The sequence below is a fragment of the Peribacillus sp. RS7 genome (genome assembly GCF_041956845.1).
GTDB lineage: Bacteria > Bacillota > Bacilli > Bacillales > DSM-1321 > Peribacillus.
In genome coordinates, this window is sequence record NZ_CP168135.1 from 271,069 (window position 1) to 294,452 (window position 23,384).

Annotated in this window: 24 protein-coding genes; 3 read left to right on the forward strand and 21 right to left on the reverse strand. The window is 43.5% G+C overall.

What is annotated here, in order from left to right; all coding sequences use genetic code 11:
- Positions 1–16: 16 nt before the first annotated feature.
- From ACDZ29_RS01495 to mltG, 3 genes are all read right to left on the reverse strand, one after another.
- Positions 17–946, reverse strand: coding sequence for a peptidase U32 family protein (locus tag ACDZ29_RS01495; protein ID WP_289325826.1), 930 nt, complete (start codon positions 944–946; stop codon positions 17–19).
- Complete coding sequence (locus ACDZ29_RS01500) at positions 933–1,598, reverse strand: O-methyltransferase (RefSeq protein WP_289325827.1); 666 nt, start codon at positions 1,596–1,598, stop codon at positions 933–935. Before ACDZ29_RS01500 ends, ACDZ29_RS01495 begins: the two co-directional genes overlap by 14 nt.
- A gap of 270 nt (positions 1,599–1,868) precedes the next feature.
- Positions 1,869–3,005: an endolytic transglycosylase MltG gene (mltG, locus tag ACDZ29_RS01505; RefSeq protein ID WP_289325828.1), complete on the reverse strand. Its 1,137-nt coding sequence runs from the start codon at positions 3,003–3,005 to the stop codon at positions 1,869–1,871.
- Between the two features lie 283 nt (positions 3,006–3,288).
- Here mltG and ACDZ29_RS01510 point away from each other — a divergent pair, with 283 nt between their 5' ends.
- Entirely contained in the window at positions 3,289–3,465 is a 177-nt protein-coding gene (locus tag ACDZ29_RS01510) for a hypothetical protein (protein WP_289327422.1), read from the forward strand.
- A gap of 58 nt (positions 3,466–3,523) precedes the next feature.
- On the opposite strand, the gene ACDZ29_RS01515 is transcribed toward ACDZ29_RS01510, so the two are convergent.
- The 14 genes from ACDZ29_RS01515 to cymR form a co-directional block, all read right to left on the reverse strand.
- Positions 3,524–3,814 carry a DUF1292 domain-containing protein gene (locus ACDZ29_RS01515; protein ID WP_034308630.1) on the reverse strand — a complete coding sequence of 97 codons (291 nt, stop codon included), beginning with the start codon at positions 3,812–3,814 and terminating at the stop codon, positions 3,524–3,526.
- Between the two features lie 11 nt (positions 3,815–3,825).
- Entirely contained in the window at positions 3,826–4,251 is a 426-nt protein-coding gene (gene ruvX, locus ACDZ29_RS01520) for a Holliday junction resolvase RuvX (RefSeq protein WP_064463555.1), read from the reverse strand.
- Positions 4,251–4,520, reverse strand: a complete 270-nt coding sequence (locus ACDZ29_RS01525) for an IreB family regulatory phosphoprotein (RefSeq protein ID WP_034311358.1) — start codon at positions 4,518–4,520, stop codon at positions 4,251–4,253. The genes ruvX and ACDZ29_RS01525 overlap by 1 nt, the downstream gene beginning before the upstream one ends.
- A 66-nt stretch (positions 4,521–4,586) precedes the next feature.
- Positions 4,587–7,223 (reverse strand): alanine--tRNA ligase, encoded by a 2,637-nt coding sequence (alaS, locus tag ACDZ29_RS01530; RefSeq protein ID WP_375089582.1) that lies wholly within the window; start codon positions 7,221–7,223, stop codon positions 4,587–4,589.
- A gap of 307 nt (positions 7,224–7,530) precedes the next feature.
- Positions 7,531–8,607 carry an AI-2E family transporter gene (locus tag ACDZ29_RS01535; protein WP_375089583.1) on the reverse strand — a complete coding sequence of 359 codons (1,077 nt, stop codon included), beginning with the start codon at positions 8,605–8,607 and terminating at the stop codon, positions 7,531–7,533.
- A 227-nt stretch (positions 8,608–8,834) separates the two neighbouring features.
- Positions 8,835–9,050, reverse strand: a complete 216-nt coding sequence (locus ACDZ29_RS01540) for a hypothetical protein (RefSeq protein WP_370015893.1) — start codon at positions 9,048–9,050, stop codon at positions 8,835–8,837.
- Positions 9,040–9,498 (reverse strand): PRC-barrel domain-containing protein, encoded by a 459-nt coding sequence (locus ACDZ29_RS01545; protein ID WP_370015894.1) that lies wholly within the window; start codon positions 9,496–9,498, stop codon positions 9,040–9,042. Before ACDZ29_RS01545 ends, ACDZ29_RS01540 begins: the two co-directional genes overlap by 11 nt.
- A gap of 146 nt (positions 9,499–9,644) precedes the next feature.
- Complete coding sequence (locus ACDZ29_RS01550; RefSeq protein WP_375089586.1) at positions 9,645–10,418, reverse strand: TPM domain-containing protein; 774 nt, start codon at positions 10,416–10,418, stop codon at positions 9,645–9,647.
- On the reverse strand, positions 10,418–10,987 hold the full coding sequence (locus tag ACDZ29_RS01555) for a LemA family protein (protein WP_375091084.1): 570 nt from the start codon (positions 10,985–10,987) through the stop codon (positions 10,418–10,420). Before ACDZ29_RS01555 ends, ACDZ29_RS01550 begins: the two co-directional genes overlap by 1 nt.
- 108 nt (positions 10,988–11,095) lie before the next feature.
- Positions 11,096–13,504 (reverse strand): ATP-dependent RecD-like DNA helicase, encoded by a 2,409-nt coding sequence (locus ACDZ29_RS01560; protein ID WP_375089588.1) that lies wholly within the window; start codon positions 13,502–13,504, stop codon positions 11,096–11,098.
- A gap of 36 nt (positions 13,505–13,540) precedes the next feature.
- On the reverse strand, positions 13,541–14,206 hold the full coding sequence (locus tag ACDZ29_RS01565; protein ID WP_375091085.1) for a tetratricopeptide repeat protein: 666 nt from the start codon (positions 14,204–14,206) through the stop codon (positions 13,541–13,543).
- Positions 14,207–14,327: 121 nt separating this feature from the next.
- Positions 14,328–15,443: a tRNA 2-thiouridine(34) synthase MnmA gene (gene mnmA, locus ACDZ29_RS01570; RefSeq protein WP_289315576.1), complete on the reverse strand. Its 1,116-nt coding sequence runs from the start codon at positions 15,441–15,443 to the stop codon at positions 14,328–14,330.
- Between the two features lie 29 nt (positions 15,444–15,472).
- The gene (locus ACDZ29_RS01575; protein WP_370015901.1) at positions 15,473–16,618 is read right to left on the reverse strand and encodes a cysteine desulfurase family protein; all 1,146 of its coding nucleotides are present in this window, start codon (positions 16,616–16,618) and stop codon (positions 15,473–15,475) included.
- Positions 16,619–16,679: 61 nt separating this feature from the next.
- On the reverse strand, positions 16,680–17,099 hold the full coding sequence (cymR, locus tag ACDZ29_RS01580) for a cysteine metabolism transcriptional regulator CymR (protein WP_034308657.1): 420 nt from the start codon (positions 17,097–17,099) through the stop codon (positions 16,680–16,682).
- A gap of 509 nt (positions 17,100–17,608) precedes the next feature.
- On the opposite strand from cymR, the gene ACDZ29_RS01585 reads away from it, so the two are divergent.
- Together ACDZ29_RS01585 and ACDZ29_RS01590 are read left to right on the forward strand one after the other, a co-directional pair.
- Positions 17,609–18,580 (forward strand): nuclease-related domain-containing protein, encoded by a 972-nt coding sequence (locus ACDZ29_RS01585; RefSeq protein ID WP_375089590.1) that lies wholly within the window; start codon positions 17,609–17,611, stop codon positions 18,578–18,580.
- Between the two features lie 238 nt (positions 18,581–18,818).
- A complete protein-coding gene (locus ACDZ29_RS01590) occupies positions 18,819–20,090 on the forward strand; it encodes a replication-associated recombination protein A (protein ID WP_375089592.1) in 1,272 nt (423 codons plus the stop codon).
- Positions 20,091–20,583: 493 nt separating this feature from the next.
- On the opposite strand, the gene ACDZ29_RS01595 is transcribed toward ACDZ29_RS01590, so the two are convergent.
- From ACDZ29_RS01595 to ACDZ29_RS01610, 4 genes are all read right to left on the reverse strand, one after another.
- Positions 20,584–21,189, reverse strand: a complete 606-nt coding sequence (locus tag ACDZ29_RS01595) for a hypothetical protein (RefSeq protein ID WP_375089594.1) — start codon at positions 21,187–21,189, stop codon at positions 20,584–20,586.
- A 238-nt stretch (positions 21,190–21,427) separates the two neighbouring features.
- On the reverse strand, positions 21,428–22,120 hold the full coding sequence (locus ACDZ29_RS01600; protein WP_375089596.1) for an ABC transporter ATP-binding protein: 693 nt from the start codon (positions 22,118–22,120) through the stop codon (positions 21,428–21,430).
- Complete coding sequence (locus ACDZ29_RS01605) at positions 22,117–22,494, reverse strand: GntR family transcriptional regulator (RefSeq protein ID WP_375089598.1); 378 nt, start codon at positions 22,492–22,494, stop codon at positions 22,117–22,119. Before ACDZ29_RS01605 ends, ACDZ29_RS01600 begins: the two co-directional genes overlap by 4 nt.
- A 3-nt stretch (positions 22,495–22,497) precedes the next feature.
- Entirely contained in the window at positions 22,498–23,286 is a 789-nt protein-coding gene (locus ACDZ29_RS01610) for a hypothetical protein (RefSeq protein WP_375089599.1), read from the reverse strand.
- Between the last annotated feature and the right edge of the window lie 98 nt (positions 23,287–23,384).

Consider the following 23,384-nt stretch of genomic DNA (forward strand, 5'->3'; position numbering starts at 1 on the left):
TCTCTTACCCTTTTCTTTAATAAACCGATTCCTTAAAGAAGAATCCTGTATCCAACTCACGGCTATCCGGCTGAACCGCTTTTACTTTTTCAAAAAGTTCCGTTTTCAAATCATCATAACGTTCAGGGTCTTCTGCACAAACGTCAATCGCTTCCCGATACAACATTGTCATTTCGTTGATATATTCCGGTGTTTGTAATACCCCTTCGATTTTTAGGGAATCAATTTCCGCTTCAATCAATTCCTGAAGTTCATCGATCATGCACATATCATTCGGACTCATGATATGTGTACCATTTTCATCTTCATAAATCGGGTATTTATTTTCACGTTCCTTATCATGCAAGAACATATTTCTATGTTCCTTCCGATTTTCCACTTCCAATGCCTTGCCTTGGTATTCAAAGTAATTACCAAGGAGCGTCCGCTTCGATTGGAACATGCATGTCATGCCGTGCACTTGCACTTCAATCTCCACTTCGGCATTTTCCTTCATTTCCACTATCTCGTCCAGACTTATCTCACGGGCAGCCACGGCACGGACAGCACCGCGTTTCCCCCAATAATTACATGTGTACCAGTTCGTTACCGTCATCTCTGTATTCCAGTGCAGGGGCATATCAGGGGCCACGGCACGGACAGCCATTAAGACAGCTGGATCACCGAATATGATCCGGTCAGCACCAGCCTGCTTAAGGAATGTGACATACCCTTCAAGCTCGTCCACTTTTTCATTATGAAAAATGGCGTTCATGGATACATATACTTTCTTGCCTGCGGCATGTGCAAGCTCAATCGCCTTCTTGACGTCTTCACGTTTGAACTCCCCTGCCAGCCTAAGCGCATAACGTTGTTCGCCAATGACGAAGGCATCAGCTCCAGCATCGATAAGTTCCTTTATATGATCGACACTTGTCGGAGTCACGAGTAATTCAGGCTTTTTCATTTTTGTCACCTCTATGTTTACTTATGGCCACACCATCACCAATCGGCAAAATTACGGTATCGAAATGAGGATGGTCATGTAACCAGATGTTAAAGTCTCTGATTTTTTTGATGAGAGCTCGCTTTCGTCTCGTCATTTCCATTTCTTCAATGTTTTCGGCAACCAAGCCTTTAAATAAAACATTATCAGTAATGATAATGCCAGCATCAGCAAGGAATGGTTCAAACAGTTCAAAGAATCGCTTGTACTGCCCTTTAGCTGCATCAACGAAGATGATATCAAACGGACCATGTTCCATGACTTTCGGTCCTGCTTCAAGGGCATCCCCTTCAATGAGGGTAATCCTTTCCGAAAGCCCAGCCCTCTTGATATTAGCTCTTGCCTGCTCAATGCGGGCTTCATTCCGTTCAAGTGTGACGATTTTAGCCTCCGGAAGGGTCTCAGCCATCCTTATGGCCGAATAGCCAATCGCCGAACCAACCTCCAATATCGCCTTAGGCTGGTGGAGCCTTAAAATCTGAAGCAGCACCTCAATGCCTTCTGGCTCCATGATCGGCACATTATTTTCCATTGCAAAATCTTCCAACTCCTTAATCAAACCCGTACGCTCCGGAATTAAGGAATGAAGATATTGTTCTATTTTTCCGTTCAAAACGTTTCCTCCAATTATAAGAAAAACGAAAGCGCTTGGTCAGTGCATGAAGAAATTGATCGGTCAAAAACTATTGCCTACAATTTTTCACAAGGAGCTGAAACAAGTATGCTTGACGATCTACATTTCCTTATCTTTCAAAATAAAACCCGGCATTCGCCGAGTTACGTCACCGATAAAAATCGGATCTAAAATTCACTTGTACTATTCTATCATAAAAACAAGGGGAAAGTAATATCCCTCCCCCCTCAGTCGCATTGCATTTTTTATTTATTTATTGGAAATATGCTCTGCCTTTTTGTTATTGTGGTCATCCAAGGTTTTGGAGTACAGGACTTCCCCTTCAGGTGTTGCCAAAAAGTATAGGAAATCCGTTTTCTCAGGTTTCAATACCGCATCGATCGATGTCGTTCCGGCATTGGCAATCGGTCCCGGCGGCAGCCCCTTGTTCTTATACGTATTATAAGGGGATTTCACCTCAAGGTCTTTGTAATATACCCTGCTCTTATGTGAACCTTTTGCATACAAAACAGTCGGATCCGTTTGAAGCGGCATATCTTCCTCGATACGATTGTAAAAGACGGAAGCTATCTTTCCGCGATCGACTTGTGCCGTCGCTTCCTCTTCGACAAGCGAAGCGAAGGTCAGCATCTCGTGTACGGAATAATCGTTTTTGTCCATCTGGGTCTCGTATGCCTGTAAGGTCTCTTCCGTTTTCTTCAGCATCTCGATGACTATGGATTCCATGGTCGGCTTTTCCTCATAAAAGTCATAAGTAGCTGGGAAAAGGTACCCTTCAAGCGGATATAATACCTTTTCATTTTCAATCTCCGACGTCAAGAGCTCCGGAAATCTCTCTTGCATGGACTTGACGAATTTCTTATCATTCAATACCTTAAAGACCTTTTTCGGATCTTCACCGGTCTTCACTGCGATGATATCGGCAATTTGGATAAGCTGCTTTCCTTCAGGAATGGTTATCTTCAATGCAGCTTCTTTCATGAGTTTCCCGGTTTTGATGCTTGTGACAATATCTTCAATTGGCATCGAAGGCGATAATTTATACTCACCTGCCTGAAAACCGGATTCATTGCGGAACTTAATGTAATATTTGAATACACGTGCGTCCTTGATTATTCCTTGTTCTTCTAGCAGTGTTGAAATTCCATTCACGGAAGAACCGATTGGGATTTTCACTTTCTTGATGGTATCATCATCAGGATCGACTGGTTTCATGGCTGAGTTGATATACAAAAAGCCCACAAGACCTACTATCCCAATTAGTACAATAAGCGAAGCTATCGTAATCATGATGATTTTACGAACCAGCCTGGCTTCTCCTTGCTGTTCTAACAATTTCATACGGATTTGTTCCTTTTTAGATAAATTTTTATCTTTTTCATCCATTTTCATTCCCCCTGCAAACTCACACCAACTACAGAATGGTTTCTCGATGATGCTTTCTCTAATTAAACTTTGCTTCGAACATTATACTAAAATCAACAAATAATTACATGGTTTTTGCAAAACTACATTCATTACTACTCTATTTATGGCAAAAAAGCACTAGTTTTGTCAATATTCAGGTATTATTTAATAGAAAAAGCCCTTAAATTTGTTTCCCTGCATGTGTTAGGCATTTCAGTCAATGACAGGAATATCATGTAACGATGCCATTATTAATTTTTAGATGAAGGAAGGTGTGAAGGAGTTGGATAATTCTTATTTTGTAGGTTGGGGGACATTGGCACTCATTAACGCAGGACTTGCTCAAGGTAAAAATAGAACGGGGCTGAATTGGTTCTTGCTCTCATTATTTTTGGGTCCGCTCGCTACTTTTATTCTTTTATTCGCAGAGAAAAGATAAGGGTTTACTGGTACATAAATGAAAAAACCGACCTCGATCGAGGTCGGTTTTTCTGATATTATTCTTCTTCAGCTTCTTCTTGGTCAAGGAATGTATTTAACATTTCTTCGACTAGATCCCATTCTTCTTCTGTTTCGATCGGTGTAAGTTCACCATCTTTATTATCTTCGCTTGGTACGAATGATGAAGCGTGGATTTCAATTTCTTCCTCTTCATCTTCTGCAGACATCGGATAGTAAAGTACATAAGATTTGTTGAATTTATCTGAGTCGAATGTGAAAAGGATTTCGCAAAGCTGCTCGTTTCCGTTTTCATCTACTACTGTAATGTTGTTTTCGCCGTGTTCCATTTGTATTCACCTCATATTGAATTTGTTTGTCTGTCCAAGAATCCTTGCAGAATCATGACAGCAGCCATTTTATCAATGACTTTCTTGCGTTTGCTTCGGCTCACGTCCGCCTCAAGAAGGACACGTTCAGCCGCCATAGTTGTCAACCGTTCATCCCAGAGAAACACCGGCAGCTTGAATTTTTTTTCTAATCGTTTAGCGAAATCTTGACTGATCTCGCCTCGCGGTCCAACAGTACCATTCATATTTTTAGGTAAACCCAGGACAATTTTAGAAACTTCATGCTCTTTTATAATTTCATTGAGACGTTTAAAGCCGAAGTCATTTCCAGCTTCGTTAATTTTGATCGTTTCCAATCCTTGTGCAGTCCAACCCATCGCGTCACTCACGGCAACGCCGATGGTTTTTGAACCTAAATCAAGTCCCATTGTGCGCATTAGTATTCCTCTCGATGATTCTTAAGATACGACTTAACCAATTCTTCGATGATTTCATCGCGTTCAAGCTTACGAATAATGTTCCGAGCGTCCATATGGCGCGGGATGTAGGCCGGGTCACCAGATAATAGATAACCGACAATTTGGTTGATCGGGTTATAACCTTTTTCCTGAAGAGCAACATAAACTTGAGACAATACTTCTTGTACATCTCTTTCGAATGGTTCTTCGGGAAAATTAAATTTCATCGTTTTATCAAAGGAACTCATTAACATGCACCTCTCCTCAGCGTCCAGAATCCACTATTACCTACATTGTACAACACTTTTCATTGATTATGAAATCGATAAGACCCATTCTTCAACAAAATTAAGTGCTGCATCCAATTTTTCAGGGTCTTTTCCGCCGGCTTGGGCCATATCTGGACGTCCGCCACCGCCTCCGCCGCAACGGGAAGCAACTTCTTTGATCAATTTACCAGCATGGAAACCGCGATCGATATAATCCTTGGTAACCCCAGCAATCAAATTGACTTTATCACCTTGGGCGGATCCTAATACGATAATGACAGAATCGAGCTTTTGTTTCAAATCATCAGCCATGGCACGTAGATTATTCATATCGGTAGCTTGAACTTTTGCCACCAATACTTGAACCCCATTTATGTCTTTTACGTTAGAAACAAGGCTTCCTGCTTCAATATTACTTAACTTTGCAGTCAGGCTTTCATTCTCACGATGAAGATCCTTCACTTCAGCTAAGACCGTTTCAATTCTTGAAGGTACATCTTTCAAGTTCGTTTTCAACTTAGCAGCCGCGTCTTTCAAGACACCGATTTGATCAGTCATCAATTTGTATGCCCCGGCACCCGTTACCGCTTCTATCCGGCGAGTCCCTGCACCGATGCCGCTTTCTGAAACGATTTTGAACAAGCCGATCACCGCTGTATTCGGGACGTGGACACCCCCGCAAAGTTCAAGACTATAATCGCCTATTTGAACGACACGGACAATCTTGCCGTATTTTTCGCCGAACAAGGCCATTGCACCCATCGCTTTAGCTTCTTCAATGTTTTTATAGTCTGTATTCACTTGTAAGCTTTTCCAAATCTTTTCATTTACAATCGTTTCGATCCGCTCAATCTCTTCCGCCGTTATCTGGCCAAAATGAGAGAAATCGAAGCGAAGGCGCTCAGCTTGTACGAGTGAACCAGCCTGATTGACATGTGTACCAAGCACATCTTTCAACGCCTGGTGCAGAAGATGTGTCGCAGTATGATTTTTCGTGATATGGATGCGGTTTTCTTGATCTACCGCAGCAACGATATCGGAATCTGATGTTAAAGTGCCGGCAGCCACTGTTACACGGTGCAGATTTTGGCCATTAGGAGCTTTTTGAACATCATGGACATCAACCTTCACGGCATCACTAGCCATCGTTCCTTTATCAGCTATTTGCCCGCCGCTTTCCGCGTAGAAAGGAGTCTTGTTCAAGATTACCTGAACTTCTTCACCTTCTTGTGCCTCCGTAACAAGCTCGCCATTTTTAATGATGGCAGAAACTTTTGCTTCAACCGCAACTTGATCATAGCCGACAAATTCACTTTCAACTTTAATATCGCCTAATACCCCGCCTTGGATTTGCATGGAATCAACATCTTGACGTGCTGAACGGGCACGTTCACGCTGTGCATCCATTTCTTTTTCAAAACCGGCTTGATCGACCGTCATGCCTTCTTCTTCTGCATATTCTTCCGTTAACTCGATCGGGAAACCATATGTGTCATATAAACGGAATGCATCACTGCCTGGAATGGTTGTACCGCCTTTTTCCTTTTCCTTTCTAATGACTTCAGAAAGGATGGCCAGTCCATCATGTAGGGTTTCGTGGAAGCGTTCCTCTTCATTCTTGATAACTTTTGCAATGAATTCTTTATTATTGAGGACTTCAGGGTAGAAGTCTTTCATGATTTCGCCGACGACCGTCACAAGTTCGAACATGAATGGTCGATTGATGTTGATTTGCTTAGCATAACGAACCGCTCTGCGAAGCAAACGGCGCAATACATAGCCTCGGCCTTCGTTGGATGGAAGAGCCCCGTCACCTACCGCAAAGGCAACCGTACGAATATGGTCGGCAATGACCTTGAATGCAACATTTTTTTCTGCATCAACACCATATTTCACATCGGAGATCTCTTCGACTGCCCGGATGATCGGCATGAATAAATCCGTATCATAGTTAGTCTCTACATCTTGAACGACGGAAGCCATACGTTCAAGACCCATGCCCGTATCGATATTTTTCTTTGGAAGCGGTGTGTAAGAACCGTCCGGATTATGGTTGAATTGAGAAAACACAAGATTCCAGACCTCTAGATGCCGTTCATTTTCACCGCCTGGATATAGTTCCGGATCATTCGGGTCATCGCCATATGCTGGTCCGCGGTCATAGAAAATCTCTGTATTCGGGCCACTTGGACCCTCACCGATATCCCAGAAGTTTTCTTTCAGGCGAATGATTCTTTCAGCTGGAACACCGATTTTCTTATTCCAGAGTTCGAAGGCTTCATCATCTTCAGGATGGATTGTCACAGCCAATTTCTCTTTGTCGAACCCAATCCACTTTTCATCCGTCAAAAACTCCCATGCCCATGTGATGGCTTCTTCTTTGAAGTATTCACCAATGGAGAAGTTGCCGAGCATTTCGAAAAACGTATGATGACGTGCCGTTTTCCCCACGTTCTCAATATCGTTTGTACGGATGGCCTTTTGTGCATTTGTAATCCTTGGATTTTCGGGAATCACCCGTCCATCAAAATATTTCTTTAACGTCGCCACCCCGGAATTGATCCAAAGCAATGATGGATCTTCATGAGGAACCAATGACGCGCTTGGTTCGATGTTATGGCCTTTTTCACTAAAAAAATCTAAATACATTTGGCGGATTTGAGCACCAGTTAAATACTTCATATATATATCCTCCTTTTAAAATTATGTAATTTTGAGCACACAAAAAACTCCCATCCCAAAAACAGGGACGAGAGTTAACTCGCGGTACCACCCTGATTATGGACGCAGGAATTCCCGGGTCCATCACCTTCATAAAAGCCTTAACGCGGCATGACGGCAGGTATTAGCTGCTCTCAGGACTAGCTTTCTGCTGCTCTTCACCTTGCAGTCCCTTTCAGCCTGGGGGACCCCTCTCTTTTAGATGGACTTCAGCATACTTCATCCTTCAACGAATTATCTTATGTAATGGATTATATTCACAAGACTTTTATTTGTCAATAAGGGGCGGCTTCTTTCTAAAGTGAACGCGGGCATGAAGCACAAAAACTTTCAACACAGCCAAAATGGGAATCGAAAGGACCATGCCCGTGATACCACCTATTTCACCTCCGGCCAATAATGCGAGCATGATGAAAAGCGGGTGCATATGGAGGCTTTTACCGACTATAAACGGCGACAGGATATTTCCCTCGAGAAATTGAAGCACGAGCACGATGACCGCGATGATCACCACCATTTTCACTGACATGGTCGCGGCGATGATCACTGCAGGGATGGCCCCAATTACAGGCCCGAAATACGGAATGACATTCGTTATTCCGATTATCGCTCCCAATAGCAGCGGATATTGCATTCCGACTATCCAGAAAAGCAGCGAGGAAATCAACCCGACCAAGGCACAGACAATGATTTGTCCCCGAATATATCCGCCCAGCGACGCATCCACATCACGAACGAATGCCCGTCCCTGCTTGCGCCATTTTTTCGGGGTCATATACCAAGCCATTTTTTTTAGAACAGTGAAATCTTTCAGGATATAAAAAGCAATGAATGGAATCAAAGCAATCAGAACGATGAAATCAATCATCTTCATTGCATACTCCATCGCCTTCTCTGGAATACGCTTCAGCCAGCCTTCGAAAAGGGTGACACCTTCTTCGAACCTTTCATGAATTCCGAACGGCCATGCTGCCGTTTGATGATTGAGCTTATCTATCCGGCTCCGATACTGATCAACCAGTTCTGGGACGCTTTCCGACAGCTCGCGAACCTGGCTGACAATCACTGGAATACCTTTATAAACGGCAAAGCCAATCCCTCCGAAAAACAACAAATAGATAATCGTAATCGAAAGCCAGCGACGCAGCCCTTTCTCATTTAAATATTCCACTACCGGATGCAGCAAGTAACTGATGAACGCACCAATCAAAAAAGGCAGCAGTACCGTCACACATACAGTAACGAAAGGTCCCCACATGGGCTTAAGTTTCATAAAAATATAGATAACGAAAAATAAGAGCAATAAAAAACCCAGGCGATAAAACCACTTCAGACGAATACTCACAATAAACACCTCCCGCTCATTTATTCTTCGAAAGGCGGAAGGTTTTCATACATAAAAAAGAGTGCCCTCATTATCAGGACACCCATTCCCGCTATAATAATGACTTTAATCTTTTGCGTATTTTCTTCATGTTCCGTTTGATCATCTTCGAGTTCATCAAGTCCGAACCCATATTCATTAGAGTATTGCGTGAACGTCTAGCCATTGCAAACACCTCTTCCGTTAAATTACATACTGAAGCGGCGGTCATTTTCCTCAAACAAATCGTCCAATGAGCTTAAACTTCCATCTTCCTCGACTTGGTGCGTACTAATGAGCCCTTCGGATAAGGTCATTTCAATAAAGCAATTCCAACAATAATATTGATTCACGCCAATCTTCCCAACATCTTTACTGCGGCAATTCGGACATTTAATTTCCAAAATGGACACCTCACTGTTCATAAACTGAAACAATGATGGTATCCTTCCCTAATGCAGGCGGCTGTTTTGATTCTATCACTGTCGACTCCGAGAAAAACCCATCCGTTGTTTCATACGCTATAATCGTGCCCATTTTCTCCTTGAAATATACATCCTGCAGTAAACCCAGTTCTTCGCCCATTTCTGAAAAAAGCATGCGACCCAATAATTCGTCCTTCGATAGGCATATGGAATCCGCAGGCACTTTCCTTAAGTTTGAATCCTGTTGCATGATGACGATCCCATCTGGACCGAATGAAGAAATATCGTCAAGTTTCAAATGAAAAGCTCTTTTGAACAATGCTTGCTGATGAACGACCAAGCCCGTTACCTGACCCATTTCAGAAATTGATAAATCGTGGACCGTGCCGACTCTTTCTCCTTTGATTGTAAAAACCGGCATCCCTTTCAATAATGAAAACGTCCGCAAGGTCATCCCGCCTTTCCGAACATTTTTATTATCTCTTTACTACTGAAAATAGATGTGCTGAAAGGTTTTCCATTGTTGCTCCATCTTCCGGAAATACAGGGAACAGGCATAAAAAAAGACCGGTTTCCCGGTCTGATCCACCTGTTTTACCATCCCCTGCTGGCACCTCCGCCACCGGAACTTCCTCCGCCACCTCCACGTGGACCGCCGCTGCCGCCTCCACGGCCACCGCCGCCTCCGCGACTGATGATTATCAAAAGGATATTGATTAGCGTTTGGAGGAAAAATCCTTTAAAGAACTTGGCATCGAGGATGAATACGATGATGACAACGAGGATAATGAGGAAAATCTGTAAACCTGATGGCTGAAAGTTTTCTGACTCAGGCTGAACGGAGAGATCTTGATAAAACTCGTCACCTAGGTTGTATTCTTTCGTGACATCGTTATATACGGCCTTATAGGTTTCCGTCAGGGCAACATCATATTTACCCTCTTTCAGCGCAGGGATAGCCACATTGTCCAAAATCTGACCAGATTTTATATCGGTAATGGCCCCTTCCAAACCGTAACCCACTTCAATACGGATTTTCTGTTCTTCCATGGCCAGCACAATGAGAACTCCATTGTCCAGCTCGGAATCACCCAGTTTGAATGATCTCAATGCCTCGACCGAGTACTCCTCGATCACGGATCCTTCCATGGAATCAACCGTCAAAACGGAAATTTGTGCTTTTGTGGCATCATCCAATCGTTTCCCAAGTTCGATGAGTTCGGATTTTTCCTGATCATCCAGGACTCCGGCGAAGTCCTGAACATATATATCCCCAACTGGTTCAGGGATGTTAGGTTGTGCTGCGACCACGTTTGCTAAACTGCACGTGAGAATGAAGAATAGCGCAAACACAGCGAGTCTTTTCATTATTTATCGCTCCCGAAATCAACCTTTGGCGTTTCTTTTTCTTGATCGGTCACTTCAAAATATGGTTTAGCATCGAACCCGAACACTCCTGCCATCATATTCTTCGGAAATCGTTTAATCATCTTATTATAGTTGGTAACTTCATCATTATAGTCTTTTCGTGCTACTGTCAGTCGATTTTCCGTTCCTTCCAAACTATCCATGAGACCCTTGAAGTTCTCATTGGCCTTTAAATCCGGATAGTTCTCGACAACCACCAAAAGACGGCTTAAGGCCCCGCTCAATTCTTGATCGGCATCAATTGCATCTTCAGTCGATTTGGCACCGGCCAACTTTGAACGTGCATCACTCACCGCTTTAATGGCTTCCGTTTCATGCGAAGCATAACCCTTGACCGTTTCAACAAGGTTCGGAATCAAATCCGCCCTTCGTTTCAATTGGTTATCCACCTGTGACCATTTATTGTCGACATCTTCACTTGCACTTACAAGGCCGTTGTACGAAGATGCCCCAAAAATGACCAGCAAAACAACAACGACTATTCCTAGTATCCAACCTTTTTTCATCAGTTTCCCCCCTACTCTTTCACATATAAGTTATATTCTATATTAGTTCCACCAAAACTATGAATTATAAACAAAATTCATCAAATGAAGAAACAAAACATTGATCACCAGTTACATGAAATCATAAGGGGTGACACTTTCCATCCCGATCATCGGGTCAGCATGCATGAGAGTATCAAGATAACTTGCCTCTGGCGCATGTACATCTCCCTTTTCAACCGGCCTATCTTCCTCACTCAAAATCTCCCGCAGCTTTTCACGCAAAGTCGTTTTCCGGCGCATCTCATCATTACGCTCGATCCCTAAACGGAATGCATCCTCTTCACCACAAAGGATCAAGAAATTTTTACTGCGGGTAATTGCCGTATACAATAAATTTCGGCGAAGCATCCGATAATAACTTTTCACTACAGGTAAAATGACAATGGGGAATTCGCTTCCCTGCGACTTATGAATGGAGCAGCAATATGCATGAGTAATCTGGTTCAAGTCCTGTTTCGTGTAGGTCACCTCGATACCTTCGAAAGAAATGATAACTTTATCGACATGATCGGTATTTTCCTTAGCGAACAGTATGGACACGATTTCACCCATATCGCCATTAAAGACACCCTCCTCTGGCTGGTTCACCAGTTGAAGCACCTTATCACCCGTTCTGTATATCACGTCACCGAATTTAATTTCCCGCCGCTTTTCATCCGCATTGCCATTGAACACTTCCTGAAGCATTTTATTCAGTGCATCAATCCCGGCAGGCCCCCTATACATCGGAGCCAGCACCTGTATATCCCTGGCCGTGAAACCCTTTGTCCTGGCATTCGCAACCACTTTCTCGATTACCTGGGCGATTTGCCCGGTCTGACAGCGAATGAACGATCGATCTTCTTGCTGCTTCGTAACATCATCCGGGAGTCTTCCTTTTTTGATGTCATGGGCCAATTCAATGATCGATGAGCCGTCAGCTTGACGGTAAATATGTTCCAAACTGACAGTCGGTACACAATCCGATGCAAGCAAATCCTTTAAAACCTGCCCAGGGCCGACTGATGGCAGCTGATCTTCATCACCCACCAATATCACTTGGACATTTTCCGGCAAGGCTTTAAACAATTGATGGGCCAGCCACGTATCTACCATGGAAACCTCATCGATGATCACGATCCGCCCATCCAACTGATTATCCTCATCATGGGAAAAGCCTTCACTCCCGTTCCACCCCAGCAAACGGTGGATCGTAACAGCGGGAAGTCCAGTCGATTCGGCCATGCGTTTCGCTGCTCGGCCAGTAGGAGCCGCAAGTACGAATGGAAATGGATCGCTTCCTTCTTTTTTATAATCGTTAATGTCCATGGATACACCATGCAGCTCCGCATAAAGCTCAACAATTCCTTTGATCACCGTCGTCTTACCGGTACCCGGTCCCCCCGTCAAGATTAACATGGGGGACTGCAGGGCTGTTTGTATCGCTTCCTTTTGGGCCGGGGCGTAGGAAACATCAAGCCGCTCTTCCAGCTTCCCAAGTGCCAGCAAAAACTCCGATTCCGGGAACTGGTCCTCATACTCCGTTTGAGCAAGCAGCCGCTTGATGTTCATGACGATTCCCTTTTCGGAATAGAATAGTGAAGGCGGATAAATTCGTTGATCCTCGACAACTATTTTTCCCTCTTGCGTCAATTCGATTATTTCCGAGGAAATGTTTGTGAATTCAATGCGATCCCGTTTATTTTCCTCAAGCAGTCGCTTGACCGCTTCCAATAACTGCTCGGCTTCTATGTAGATATTTCCATCCTGGAGGCATTGTGATTCAAGTGTATACAAGCACGCAGCCTTGATTCGGTCGGGATGGCTGCCGGAAATGCCAAGCTGATGCCCAAGCTCATCCGCCCGTCCAAAACCAATCCCTTCAATATCCTCCACGAGCTTATAAGGATTTCCCTGAACCATCGTGATCGTATCCTGTTTATACATTTGATAAATCTTCATCGACAACTGTGGTCCAAAGCCATATTGATTCAGGGCGATCATCACCTGCTCCAAACCCTGATGCTCGACTAATGTATCATAGAGGCCCTTTGCCTTTTCCCCTGATAGCTTCGGGATATCATCAAGTAACGAAGGCTGAGCCAGAATTTTGGAAATTGCCTTTTCCCCTAGTGTCTCAACAATGCTTTCGGCTGTTTTTTTCCCAATGCCCTTGAAAAGATCACCGGATAAATAACTGACGATCCCTTGCTTGGATTGAGGCAAATCCTTACGGAAATGCTCCACATGAAATTGAAGGCCAAAACGCGCATGTTCCTTCATCGCCCCATAAAAAATATAGATCTCATCCTCATGCATCCTTGGAAAATAACCTGTTACGACAGCTTCCTTCTCTTCATAATTCAGATTCGTTTCATGCACACGAATTCTTACAACCGAGTACATATTTTCTTCATTATGAAAGATCGTCACTAAATGACTTCCTTTCATGAACATTTTCTCCTCTGAAAACAAATCCAACGAATCTTGCTGGCTCAACGCTACTCCCCACCTTTCCATGCATATGCCGACTATTTACTCAGCATTCATTTCTTCCATCAGTTTCTTACCGTGTGCAGCAAGCATATGGTCAGGCTGTGCTTCCAAAGCCTTATCAAAATAAGCGATCGCTGCTTGCGCATCTTCACGATACCCGGCAAACGCAACACCTAAATTATAATAAGCATCGGCATGTCCCGGATCCTGCTCCACAATTAAATTCAGTTGATTGATCAATTCATCGTATAATTCCGCATTGGCAAGACATAGTGCATATTGGAATCTCGCGTCAACGTCCTCTGGGCTCAGCTCCACCGTTCTCTGTAAATAAGGCATCGCCAACTTCGGTTGATCCAACGCCATCAATGTCAATCCAAGCATGAAGTAAGCATCGCTGTTCTCTAATCCCAAGCGGATTGCCTTTTCAAACATATCCTTCGCTTCGACTAATTTAGAATCGGATTCATAGTATAAGTTACCTAATGAATAATAAGCCGCAGCTGCATTTTCATCCAGCTCAATCGCCTTTCTGTAAAACTTGACCGCTTTATCCGTTTCACCAACGGCAGTCAATACATTCCCGAAATTTATGTAGGCAACAGGCTCATTCGGATTTTCCTCGATCGCCTCATTAAAAACTTTCGCCGCTTCTTCGTATTTCCCTTGCTGCATTAACTCAATTCCTTGTTGATTCTTGTCCATTATCATTTCACACTCCATTTTTATATTAAAAAGTATAGCATAACAGTAGTCGAATTCAGACAGCACACCCGCAATCCAAAAGAAGTCCCCAACCGCAAACACAGCTGGGGACATGCTTATTTTACCCTACGTAAGTCAGTTTTTCACCTTTTTTAAATACTTCATCAATCGTACCGCCACCAAGGCACACTTCACCATCATAGAATACGACTGCTTGTCCAGGTGTGATCGCGCGGACTGGCTCGTCAAAGATGACTTCGACATCACCATTTTCCAAGACCTTCACCTTAACACCGCTATCCTCTTGACGGTACCTGAACTTTGCCGTACATGTAAATTCATCCGCAGGTATATGTTCCGCTACCCAGCTAACATTCACTGCACGAAGCGAATTGGAATACAGCACATCATTATCAAACCCTTGACACACATATAAAACATTGCGTTTCAAGTCTTTACCCGCAACAAACCAAGGATCGCCGCTGCCGCCAATCCCCAGACCGTGACGCTGACCGATGGTGTAATACATCAATCCGTCATGCTTGCCCATGACCTTGCCATCCATCGTGACCATATCTCCTGGCTGAGCTGGAAGGTAATTGCTTAAAAACTCTTTGAAATTGCGTTCACCGATAAAACAGATGCCTGTAGAATCTTTTTTCGTTGCCGTAGCAAGACCCGCTTCTTTCGCAATCTCACGGACTTCCTTCTTATCAATATGTCCAAGCGGAAACATGACTTTTTCCAATTGTTCTTGAGTAAGTTGATTCAAGAAGTACGTTTGATCCTTATTATTATCGATGCCGCGAAGCATTTTGTATTCGCCATCCCGGTATTCAACCTGTGCGTAATGACCTGTAGCCACATAGTCAGCACCAAGACTTACCGCATGTTCAAGAAAGGCCTTGAACTTGATTTCCTTATTGCACATTACATCCGGATTCGGAGTGCGGCCCGCTTTATACTCATCCAAAAAATAAGTGAAAACTTTATCCCAATATTGCTTTTCGAAATTGACCGCATAATAAGGGATGCCGATTTGATTACATACGGCAATTACATCATTGTAATCTTCCGTTGCCGTACAAACTCCGTTTTCATCTGTATCATCCCAGTTCTTCATGAAAATCCCGACCACATCATAGCCTTGATTCTTCAATAGCAGGGCTGACACAGAAGAATCCACGCCTCCTGACATGCCCACGACAACGCGGGTGTCCTTTGGTGCTTTATTCATTCTGTCACCTCATTTATTTAAAGAAGGAATTATCTTCCCACTAATCTTTTAACGATTTTAACGGTGGTTTCAGCTGCCTGCCTGACGTCCTCCTCCGTGTTGTTCAAACCGAAGCTGAAACGAATCGAATTCTTCGTCCGCTCCGAATCTTTCCCGAACATCGCCACAAGTACATGCGACGGATCGATTGACCCGGCTGTACAAGCGGATCCGCTCGATACCGCAACACCTGCCAAGTCCATATTGACGAGCATAGATTCCACATTCGTACCCGGAAAACTAACATTCAGCACATGTGGCAGCGACTGTTCCATAGATCCGTTAATTTCATATTGTACATCCGCCTCATCAAAGACAGCAAGCAATACGTCTTTAAATCGCTTGTATTGCTCCGTTTTCTCTTCCATCGTGCTTTGTGCAAGTAAAACAGCTTCTGAAAAACCGGCAATTGCCGGCACACTCTCCGTACCTGCACGGCGTTTACGTTCTTGTTCCCCACCATATAAATGCGGATTCAGCTTCAAGCCTTCACGCATATATAGAAAGCCGATTCCTTTGGGACCGTTGATTTTATGTGCTGATACACTAAGCAAATCCACCCCCAGCTCACGAACGTCAATACGGATCAAACCATATGCCTGGACTGCGTCCGTATGGAAAATGGCTGGATGCCCCTTGAGCAACTGTCCAATTTCAGCAATCGGCTGGATCGTTCCAACCTCGTTATTGCCGAACATGACCGAAACCAGAATCGTATCGTCCCGCAATGCAGCCTTTAAATCGGCAATTGAAATAAGCCCCGCTTCATTCACAGGTAAATATGTGACTTCAAAGCCAGACTTCTCAAGGAATTGGCACGTATGCAAGACCGCATGATGCTCAATCTCCGTCGTGATGATGTGCTTTCCCTTTTCTTTATAAGCATTGGCAACACCAATGATCGCCGTATTATCCGCCTCAGTTCCACCGCTCGTGAAAATTATCTCATTCCGCCCGGCACCTATGCTCGTAGCAATACTCGAACGCGCCTCATCCAAAACATGGCGCGCCTCCCGCCCGAAAGCATGAATGCTCGACGGATTGCCAAAGTCATGGCTCATGACTACCATCATCCTATCGATCACATTCGGATGCATCGGTGAAGTCGCAGCATGATCTAAATATATTCTGTCCACTTTTTTGTCGCCTCCATTAAAAAAACGCAAGCGCCTACATAATAGGCGCATTGCTAATCACTTAAATATAGTACATATAAGAATCGATTTCACCCGTATCCTTGTAGCTAGCCAAATCCATAAGCGTCGTATTATCCAATACATCCTTCACAGCATCGCGAATCCGGATCCAAAGCTGGCGCTTAACCGGCTCTTCATCCTCAATTCCTTCAACCGGAGTAATCGGCCCTTCCAATACGCGGATGACATCACCCGAAGTGATCTCCTGAGGATCTTTAGACAAGACATACCCGCCATAAGCACCGCGGACACTCTTCACCAACCCTGCATTACGAAGCGGCGCAATCAACTGCTCCAAATAATGCTCCGACAAATTATGCGTCTGGGCAATCGATTTCAAACTTTTCGGGCCTTCTCCATAATGTTTAGCAAGCTCGATCATAATCGTTAAACCATAACGGCCTTTAGTAGATATCTTCATACATATACACCTCAAATTATTTATCCGTTTCTAAATTCTTATGAAATTATAGCATATTCCCGCCGGAAATGCATTCACCCGCCCTTCATTTGTCAAATTATCCTAATTGGAAAGGTAGGAAAAAGCAAAAAAAGTATGAAATGTAACCGATCGGATGACGGATTTTTTTCCGGTGGAGACGGAATTTTGGGTCAGGACGGATTATTCGTACGTACGGACGGATTGTGGGGATAGATCGAATCTTTCGCTCGGACGGCCAGATTATTGTGAGGATAGGTCGAATCTTTCGCTCGGACGGCCGGATTATTGTGTGGATAGGTCGATTTTTTCGCTTGGACGGCTGGATTATTGGGCGCTAGGTCAAATTTTTCGCTTGAACGGCCGGATTATTGGGTGCTAGGTCGATTTATATAAAAGTTCGTTCCATGCCACATTTATTTTCACTAAAATACAGGAAATCACTTTATTAACCGAGAATACTTCACTTAAATCTATAAGGAGTGGTTATCATGATCATTAAAAACTGCAAGATGCCTTTAAAGATAGACATGCTCGAAGCCCTGATGAGACGCTTACCTCCTGGACATGCGAAGCAACCGGCAATAATTGCAGATATCAAGAAAATCAAGGCAGGATACAACGGTGAATACAGAGTCTTCCAATCTCTTAAAGCACTTCCTGAAAAGGAGTATCTACTCTTTCATGACCTCCGTCTAATCGGATCACCTTTTCCCTTCCAAATGGACATCCTCATTCTCACATCCTCTTTCCTTTTAATCCTTGAAGTCAAAAACATGGCTGGTGAAATCTTTTTCGACGATGCCTTCAATCAACTTATCCGTACTAATAAAGATGGAAATACCGAAGCTTTTGATGATCCCATATTGCAAGTGAGCCGGCAGCGCCAGCACTTGTTAGACTGGTTAAAAACAAAAAGAACAAACAACCTTCCAGTTGAAACCCTCGTTGTCAGTGCCAATACTTCAACGATCATTCGGGCCGTGAATAAGGATATTAATAGAAAAGTAATAAGAAAGGATCGTATTCTTCTTAAAATTGAAGAATTAAATTACAAGTATGGCGAAGCGGTCCTTTCTACTAGAGCAATGAAACGGTTATCGAATCTATTGCTCGATGGACACATCCCTTATATTCCTAAACCGCTAGAGAATTACAGAATTCCGATTACCGCCCTCCAAACCGGATTATTCTGCCACAAGTGTTCTGCATTTACCATGGAGCGGAAATCAAAAAAGTGGATTTGCCGTACCTGTTTGGATATTTCCCTTGATGCTCACATTTCGGCACTTTATGATTATCTATACCTCGTTAAACCTACCATTACAAACAGCGAATTTCGAAACTTCGTCCAACTCCAATCCCCATCCAGTGCAAAAAAACTATTACTTTCACTGAAACTGAATCATTCCGGCCATACTAGAGGCAGAGTTTATCTATTAGATTCTCTCTTAGAAGGATAGGCCGGATTATTCTGCTGGTAGGTCGCATTAATTCTTTTTAGGTCGGATTATTCCCCCGGTAGGTCGATATATCCCTTGGTAGGACGAATTAGCGTGCTCGTAGGTCGATTTATCGAACTATAGCACAAATTAAATCCCCAAACGGACTACTATATTAGGAATTCGCCCTCTTTTACAGCATAATCAGCGCATTTCCCCCATCAGTTGTGATACCTTATATAAAAAGGAGAGGTGCGCAATGAATATTAAACCGCTTGCTTTCCGGATGCGGCCTCGGTCGATTGATGAGATCATCGGGCAGGAGCATCTGGTCGGTGAAGGAAAAATTATCGCAAGGATGGTGAAAGCCAAGCAGCTTTCTTCCATGATTTTGTATGGTCCGCCGGGAATTGGCAAGACATCGATTGCAAGTGCGATTGCCGGAAGCACGAAGTTTGCTTTCCGGACGCTGAACGCGGTGACCAATAATAAAAAGGATATGGAAATCGTGGCAGCCGAGGCTAAGATGTCCGGGAAAGTGATTCTGCTGCTTGATGAGGTTCATCGACTCGATAAGGCGAAGCAGGATTTCCTATTGCCTTATCTTGAAAACGGGATGATCACCTTGATCGGTGCAACGACCAGCAATCCCTATCATGCAATCAATCCGGCCATCAGAAGCCGGTGCCAGATTTTCGAGCTCAAATCATTGGAAACCAATGATATAACCAAAGCTCTGGAACGGGCACTACATGATGAAGAACGGGGGCTTGGTGCGTATAAAACCGATGTCAGCCTTGATGCCCTTACCCATTTCGCGACTGCTTCCAACGGAGATGTCCGCAGTGCCCTTAACGCTCTTGAACTCGCCGTCATTTCCACCGAAACCGATGAGTCCGGAACGATTCATATAGATCTACAAATTGCCGAGGAATGCATGCAGAAAAAAAGCTTCTCACATGACAAGGACGGAGATGCCCATTATGATGTTCTGTCGGCTTTCCAAAAATCAATTCGCGGAAGTGATGTGAATGCAGCCCTTCATTATATGGGGCGATTGGTCGAAGCCGGTGATCTTGTCAGCATTGCCCGCCGCATGGTGGTCATTGCCTACGAAGACATAGGTCTTGCCAATCCCCAGGCTGGTCCCAGGGCACTCGCTGCCGTCGAAGCCGCTGAACGACTTGGGTTTCCTGAAGCCCGGATTCCACTTGCCAACTCAGTGGTCGAGTTATGCCTATCACCGAAATCAAATACGGCCATTGTCGCAATTGATGCAGCTCTGTCCGACATTCGCAGCGGCCATAGTGGAGATGTACCAGATCATCTCAAGGATGCCCATTACAAAGGCGCCACTGACCTCGGACGCGGTATCGGCTACCTTTATCCGCATGACTACGAGAATGGCTGGGTGAAGCAGCAATACTTACCGGACAAACTGCGCAGCAAAAAATATTACAAACCTAAAAAGAGTGGAAAATTTGAACAAGCCCTTGCCTCGGTCTATGAAAATATCGAGAAAAAGAAATAACTCCGGATCACTTCAGACCCGGAGTTTTTTTATTGTGGGTTATGAAAACTTTTAATATTCCTCAGATTGACAAAGACCGCCTCCCCATAAGCATTCATCAACCGTATTACTCATTCCAATATTCTGCGGATGCATAACTAAATTGAGCACGACCAGTTTATTGGTTTGTATGTACACCTGTCAGCCAAACGCTCCGGCTAGACTTCTTAGTTAGAAACCGGAACGCTTAGGCTAAATTCCCTTTGAATCGCCTTGCTTGGCCAATTTTCCCCGGAAATTAGTCCGCATCAAGGGCAAAAAACAACATTTCAATATTTGATTCCGATAACTTTTACAGCATTTAATCTTAGCTTATTGCAGACTGCAATCCGCGCACTTTTAGCCGCAGAAAAATTAGGTTTCCTCGTATCCAGTAATGTCAATTACGATTGCTAGCGGCATGTCCACTTTCATAAGAAGGCACAACAACTTTTTGGTTGCTGTACCTGTGTAGTCAATCTTCTTCTTTATAGATACCCTTCGATGCTTTAATCATATTTTCCAGCCACATTTTCTTAAATATATTCACACGACGGGGACTGCCATTCTCTTCACCCTCAGCTGAATTTTCTATAGAATCATTATCTTCTGCGGTGAGTTCATTTGTACCAATTTCGTCGGAAAGGATTTCGTCGGAAAGGATTTCATTCGAATTGCCTTCATCTGCTAAAATTTCCGTTGAGCTACTTTCATCTGATGACGAGCTTTCTGTTGAACTACTTTCATCTGATGATGAGCTTTCTGTTGAACTACTTTCATCTGATGATGAGCTTTCTGTTGAACTACTTTCATCTGATGAACTTTCCGTTGAACTACTTTCGTACGACGGGCTTTCCGTTGTACTATTTTCCTCTGTAGAGATCTCAATTGAATCACTCTCATACGATGAGCTTTCCGTTGAATCACTCTCGTACGATGAGCTCTCTGTTGAATCACTCTCGTATGATGAGCTTTCCGTTGAATCACTCTCGTACGATGAGCTTTCCGTTGAATCACTCTCGTACGATGAGCTTTCCGTTGAATTACTTTCATACGATGAACTTTCAGTTGAATATTCCATTTATTTTTTAACCTCCAATATTTATTTAATCTTTAGGGATATCCGTACTGCATATATATGCGCCTTCTTTCTAATAGGGACTTTGCTTATCACCCATTTTAAGGTAAAACTACATTCTCTTATAAATATTTGGCGATTCAATTTTACCTGGTCAATTTAATTAGATTCAAAGTTTTTTCTCCTTGCAAACAAAAAAATAGCCTCGGAATCGAAGCTACTTTACATTTTTCCCTTCATACTAGCTATGATGTCCCTTTAGCCAACCGACCACCGATTTCCCACTACTTTCGCGAAGCTCCTCGACATTTTCCTTGGAAATGATCTCGCCATCCTTAATCAGAATGACTTCATCAAGGATGTTCTCGATTTCCTCAATTTCATGAGTCGCCATAATTACCATTTGCCTTTCAAAATCGATAGAAGACAGCAAGCACCGTACAATCGACTCCCTGACCATAACGTCCAACCCTGAGAATGGTTCATCCAATAATACGACCGGTGCCTCACGAGAAAGGGCTAGCACTAATTTAAACCTTCCCCGATTACCTTTCGACATCGTACGGACCTTCTTCCGGTCATCCAATTTCATGAATGCCAGCATTTCAATTGCCTTATCCCGATTAAAATCAGCAAATTGCGATGCATGAAATTCAATATACTGACCTGCCGTAAAATTGGGATAGAAAAAATCAAGCTCTGTCAGATAAGAAACAACAGAAGCTGTCCTCCTGCTTACCGGCATCCCAGCGACCGTCACCTCACCATGATCCGGTTTCGCGAGACCCGCAATCAGTTTGAGCAATGTTGACTTACCGCTACCATTGGCTCCCAACACCCCATAAATCTTCCCCACTTCAAATGTGAGTGATACACCATCAAGGGCAGCAATGCTTCCATACATTTTCGTTACATCATGCAGCTCAACTGTCATTCCGCATCCCCCTGCTTCTTCAGAAATTGCTGTACCGCTGTCAGCATTTCTTCTCTCGACAAGCCAATTTCTTTCATGTTCTCAACGAATGTCTCAATAACTTCCGTTTGAATCCGGGTACGCAGTGAAGCAATCAGCGCCGGATCATTTTTAACGAATGTACCTTGCCCCCTTCTCGTCTCCACAATTCCATCCCTCTCAATCTCGCTATAAGTACGCTGTATCGTATTCGGATTGACACCCATTTCGACAGCCATTTCGCGGACCGATGGCAATTTATCCCCACTCTTTATTTCACCCCGTACAATTGAATAACAAATTCGATCCGAAACCTGTAAATAAATCGGCTTTGATGCATGAAAATCCTCTGACATCCTTTACACCTCAATCTTTCGGTCAAGCAGCCAACATGAAGCAAGGAACAATATCACTAATCCAATAACATCCAACCCGCTTGTCAAAAGTGAAATATTTCCCCCGCCTTCTATATAAAACTCCAACTTGGCTTGAGACAAGCTAAACGACGAACCGCTAAAAGCCGGTACAGCCCATATATCATCCAGGTTCCGATATACCATTGTATGACCAACCCAATTTTTCAACAAAACCATTCCTATAAACAGAAGAGACACTAACAGCCAACGAATATTTTTAATAAGTTGAATCCTTGCGAGTGCATGATACACTACCCATAAAAACATCATAAGCACAGCTATGACAATACTAACCGCCGTCATAGCCCCTCCTAACTGTAACAGGCTACCTAATTCCGTAATATTCCCCACCTGAAAGTCTTGCTGAAAATAACTAGTCGGAACCTTAAAAGCCACAAAAACTAAACAGCTGGCAAATAAAATGGAAACCACTTGAAACAGCACACTTGACACTAATTTACTTCCAAGCAAAATCGCTGCAGACTGGGGATTGTGAATCCACAATTGCGTCTTCCCCTCGTAATTCAAACATCCAAAAATCAAAGAGAACATAATAAATGGCTGTAAGAACAAGATCACCCATGTACACATATAAAAAAGACCTGCAACTTCCAAAAACTTGGATGCTAAAAAAGAAATGAACACAAAGCCAACTTGCGCAACCAACAACCACAGAAGCGTGGCTTTCCCGATCAACCACTCCTTTTGCACTAAACCTTTAAATGAAATCAACTTCCCAACCCCTTCAGAATTGTTCTAGTTACATAGTACACAGTTACACCAAAATATGTCAAAGGTATTATAAAATAGTAAAATATACTATTATTTTA

What these genes read in the sequence shown, in the direction of transcription:
- cymR (WP_034308657.1), bottom strand. Translation starts at nt 17,099, where the DNA reads ATGAAGATATCTACTAAAGGCCGTTATGGTTTAACGATTATGATCGAG.
- ACDZ29_RS01595 (WP_375089594.1), bottom strand. Translation starts at nt 21,189, where the DNA reads ATGGAATATTCAACTGAAAGTTCATCGTATGAAAGTAATTCAACGGAA.
- ACDZ29_RS01515 (WP_034308630.1), bottom strand. Translation starts at nt 3,814, where the DNA reads ATGGAACACGGCGAAAACAACATTACAGTAGTAGATGAAAACGGAAAC.
- ACDZ29_RS01600 (WP_375089596.1), bottom strand. Translation starts at nt 22,120, where the DNA reads ATGACAGTTGAGCTGCATGATGTAACGAAAATGTATGGAAGCATTGCT.
- ACDZ29_RS01510 (WP_289327422.1), top strand. Translation starts at nt 3,289, where the DNA reads ATGAAGGAAGGTGTGAAGGAGTTGGATAATTCTTATTTTGTAGGTTGG.
- ACDZ29_RS01605 (WP_375089598.1), bottom strand. Translation starts at nt 22,494, where the DNA reads ATGTCAGAGGATTTTCATGCATCAAAGCCGATTTATTTACAGGTTTCG.
- ruvX (WP_064463555.1), bottom strand. Translation starts at nt 4,251, where the DNA reads ATGCGCACAATGGGACTTGATTTAGGTTCAAAAACCATCGGCGTTGCC.
- ACDZ29_RS01495 (WP_289325826.1), bottom strand. Translation starts at nt 946, where the DNA reads ATGAAAAAGCCTGAATTACTCGTGACTCCGACAAGTGTCGATCATATA.
- mnmA (WP_289315576.1), bottom strand. Translation starts at nt 15,443, where the DNA reads ATGAATAAAGCACCAAAGGACACCCGCGTTGTCGTGGGCATGTCAGGA.
- ACDZ29_RS01540 (WP_370015893.1), bottom strand. Translation starts at nt 9,050, where the DNA reads ATGAACAGTGAGGTGTCCATTTTGGAAATTAAATGTCCGAATTGCCGC.
- alaS (WP_375089582.1), bottom strand. Translation starts at nt 7,223, where the DNA reads ATGAAGTATTTAACTGGTGCTCAAATCCGCCAAATGTATTTAGATTTT.
- mltG (WP_289325828.1), bottom strand. Translation starts at nt 3,005, where the DNA reads ATGGATGAAAAAGATAAAAATTTATCTAAAAAGGAACAAATCCGTATG.
- ACDZ29_RS01585 (WP_375089590.1), top strand. Translation starts at nt 17,609, where the DNA reads ATGATCATTAAAAACTGCAAGATGCCTTTAAAGATAGACATGCTCGAA.
- ACDZ29_RS01550 (WP_375089586.1), bottom strand. Translation starts at nt 10,418, where the DNA reads ATGAAAAGACTCGCTGTGTTTGCGCTATTCTTCATTCTCACGTGCAGT.
- ACDZ29_RS01525 (WP_034311358.1), bottom strand. Translation starts at nt 4,520, where the DNA reads ATGAGTTCCTTTGATAAAACGATGAAATTTAATTTTCCCGAAGAACCA.
- ACDZ29_RS01590 (WP_375089592.1), top strand. Translation starts at nt 18,819, where the DNA reads ATGAATATTAAACCGCTTGCTTTCCGGATGCGGCCTCGGTCGATTGAT.
- ACDZ29_RS01565 (WP_375091085.1), bottom strand. Translation starts at nt 14,206, where the DNA reads ATGGACAAGAATCAACAAGGAATTGAGTTAATGCAGCAAGGGAAATAC.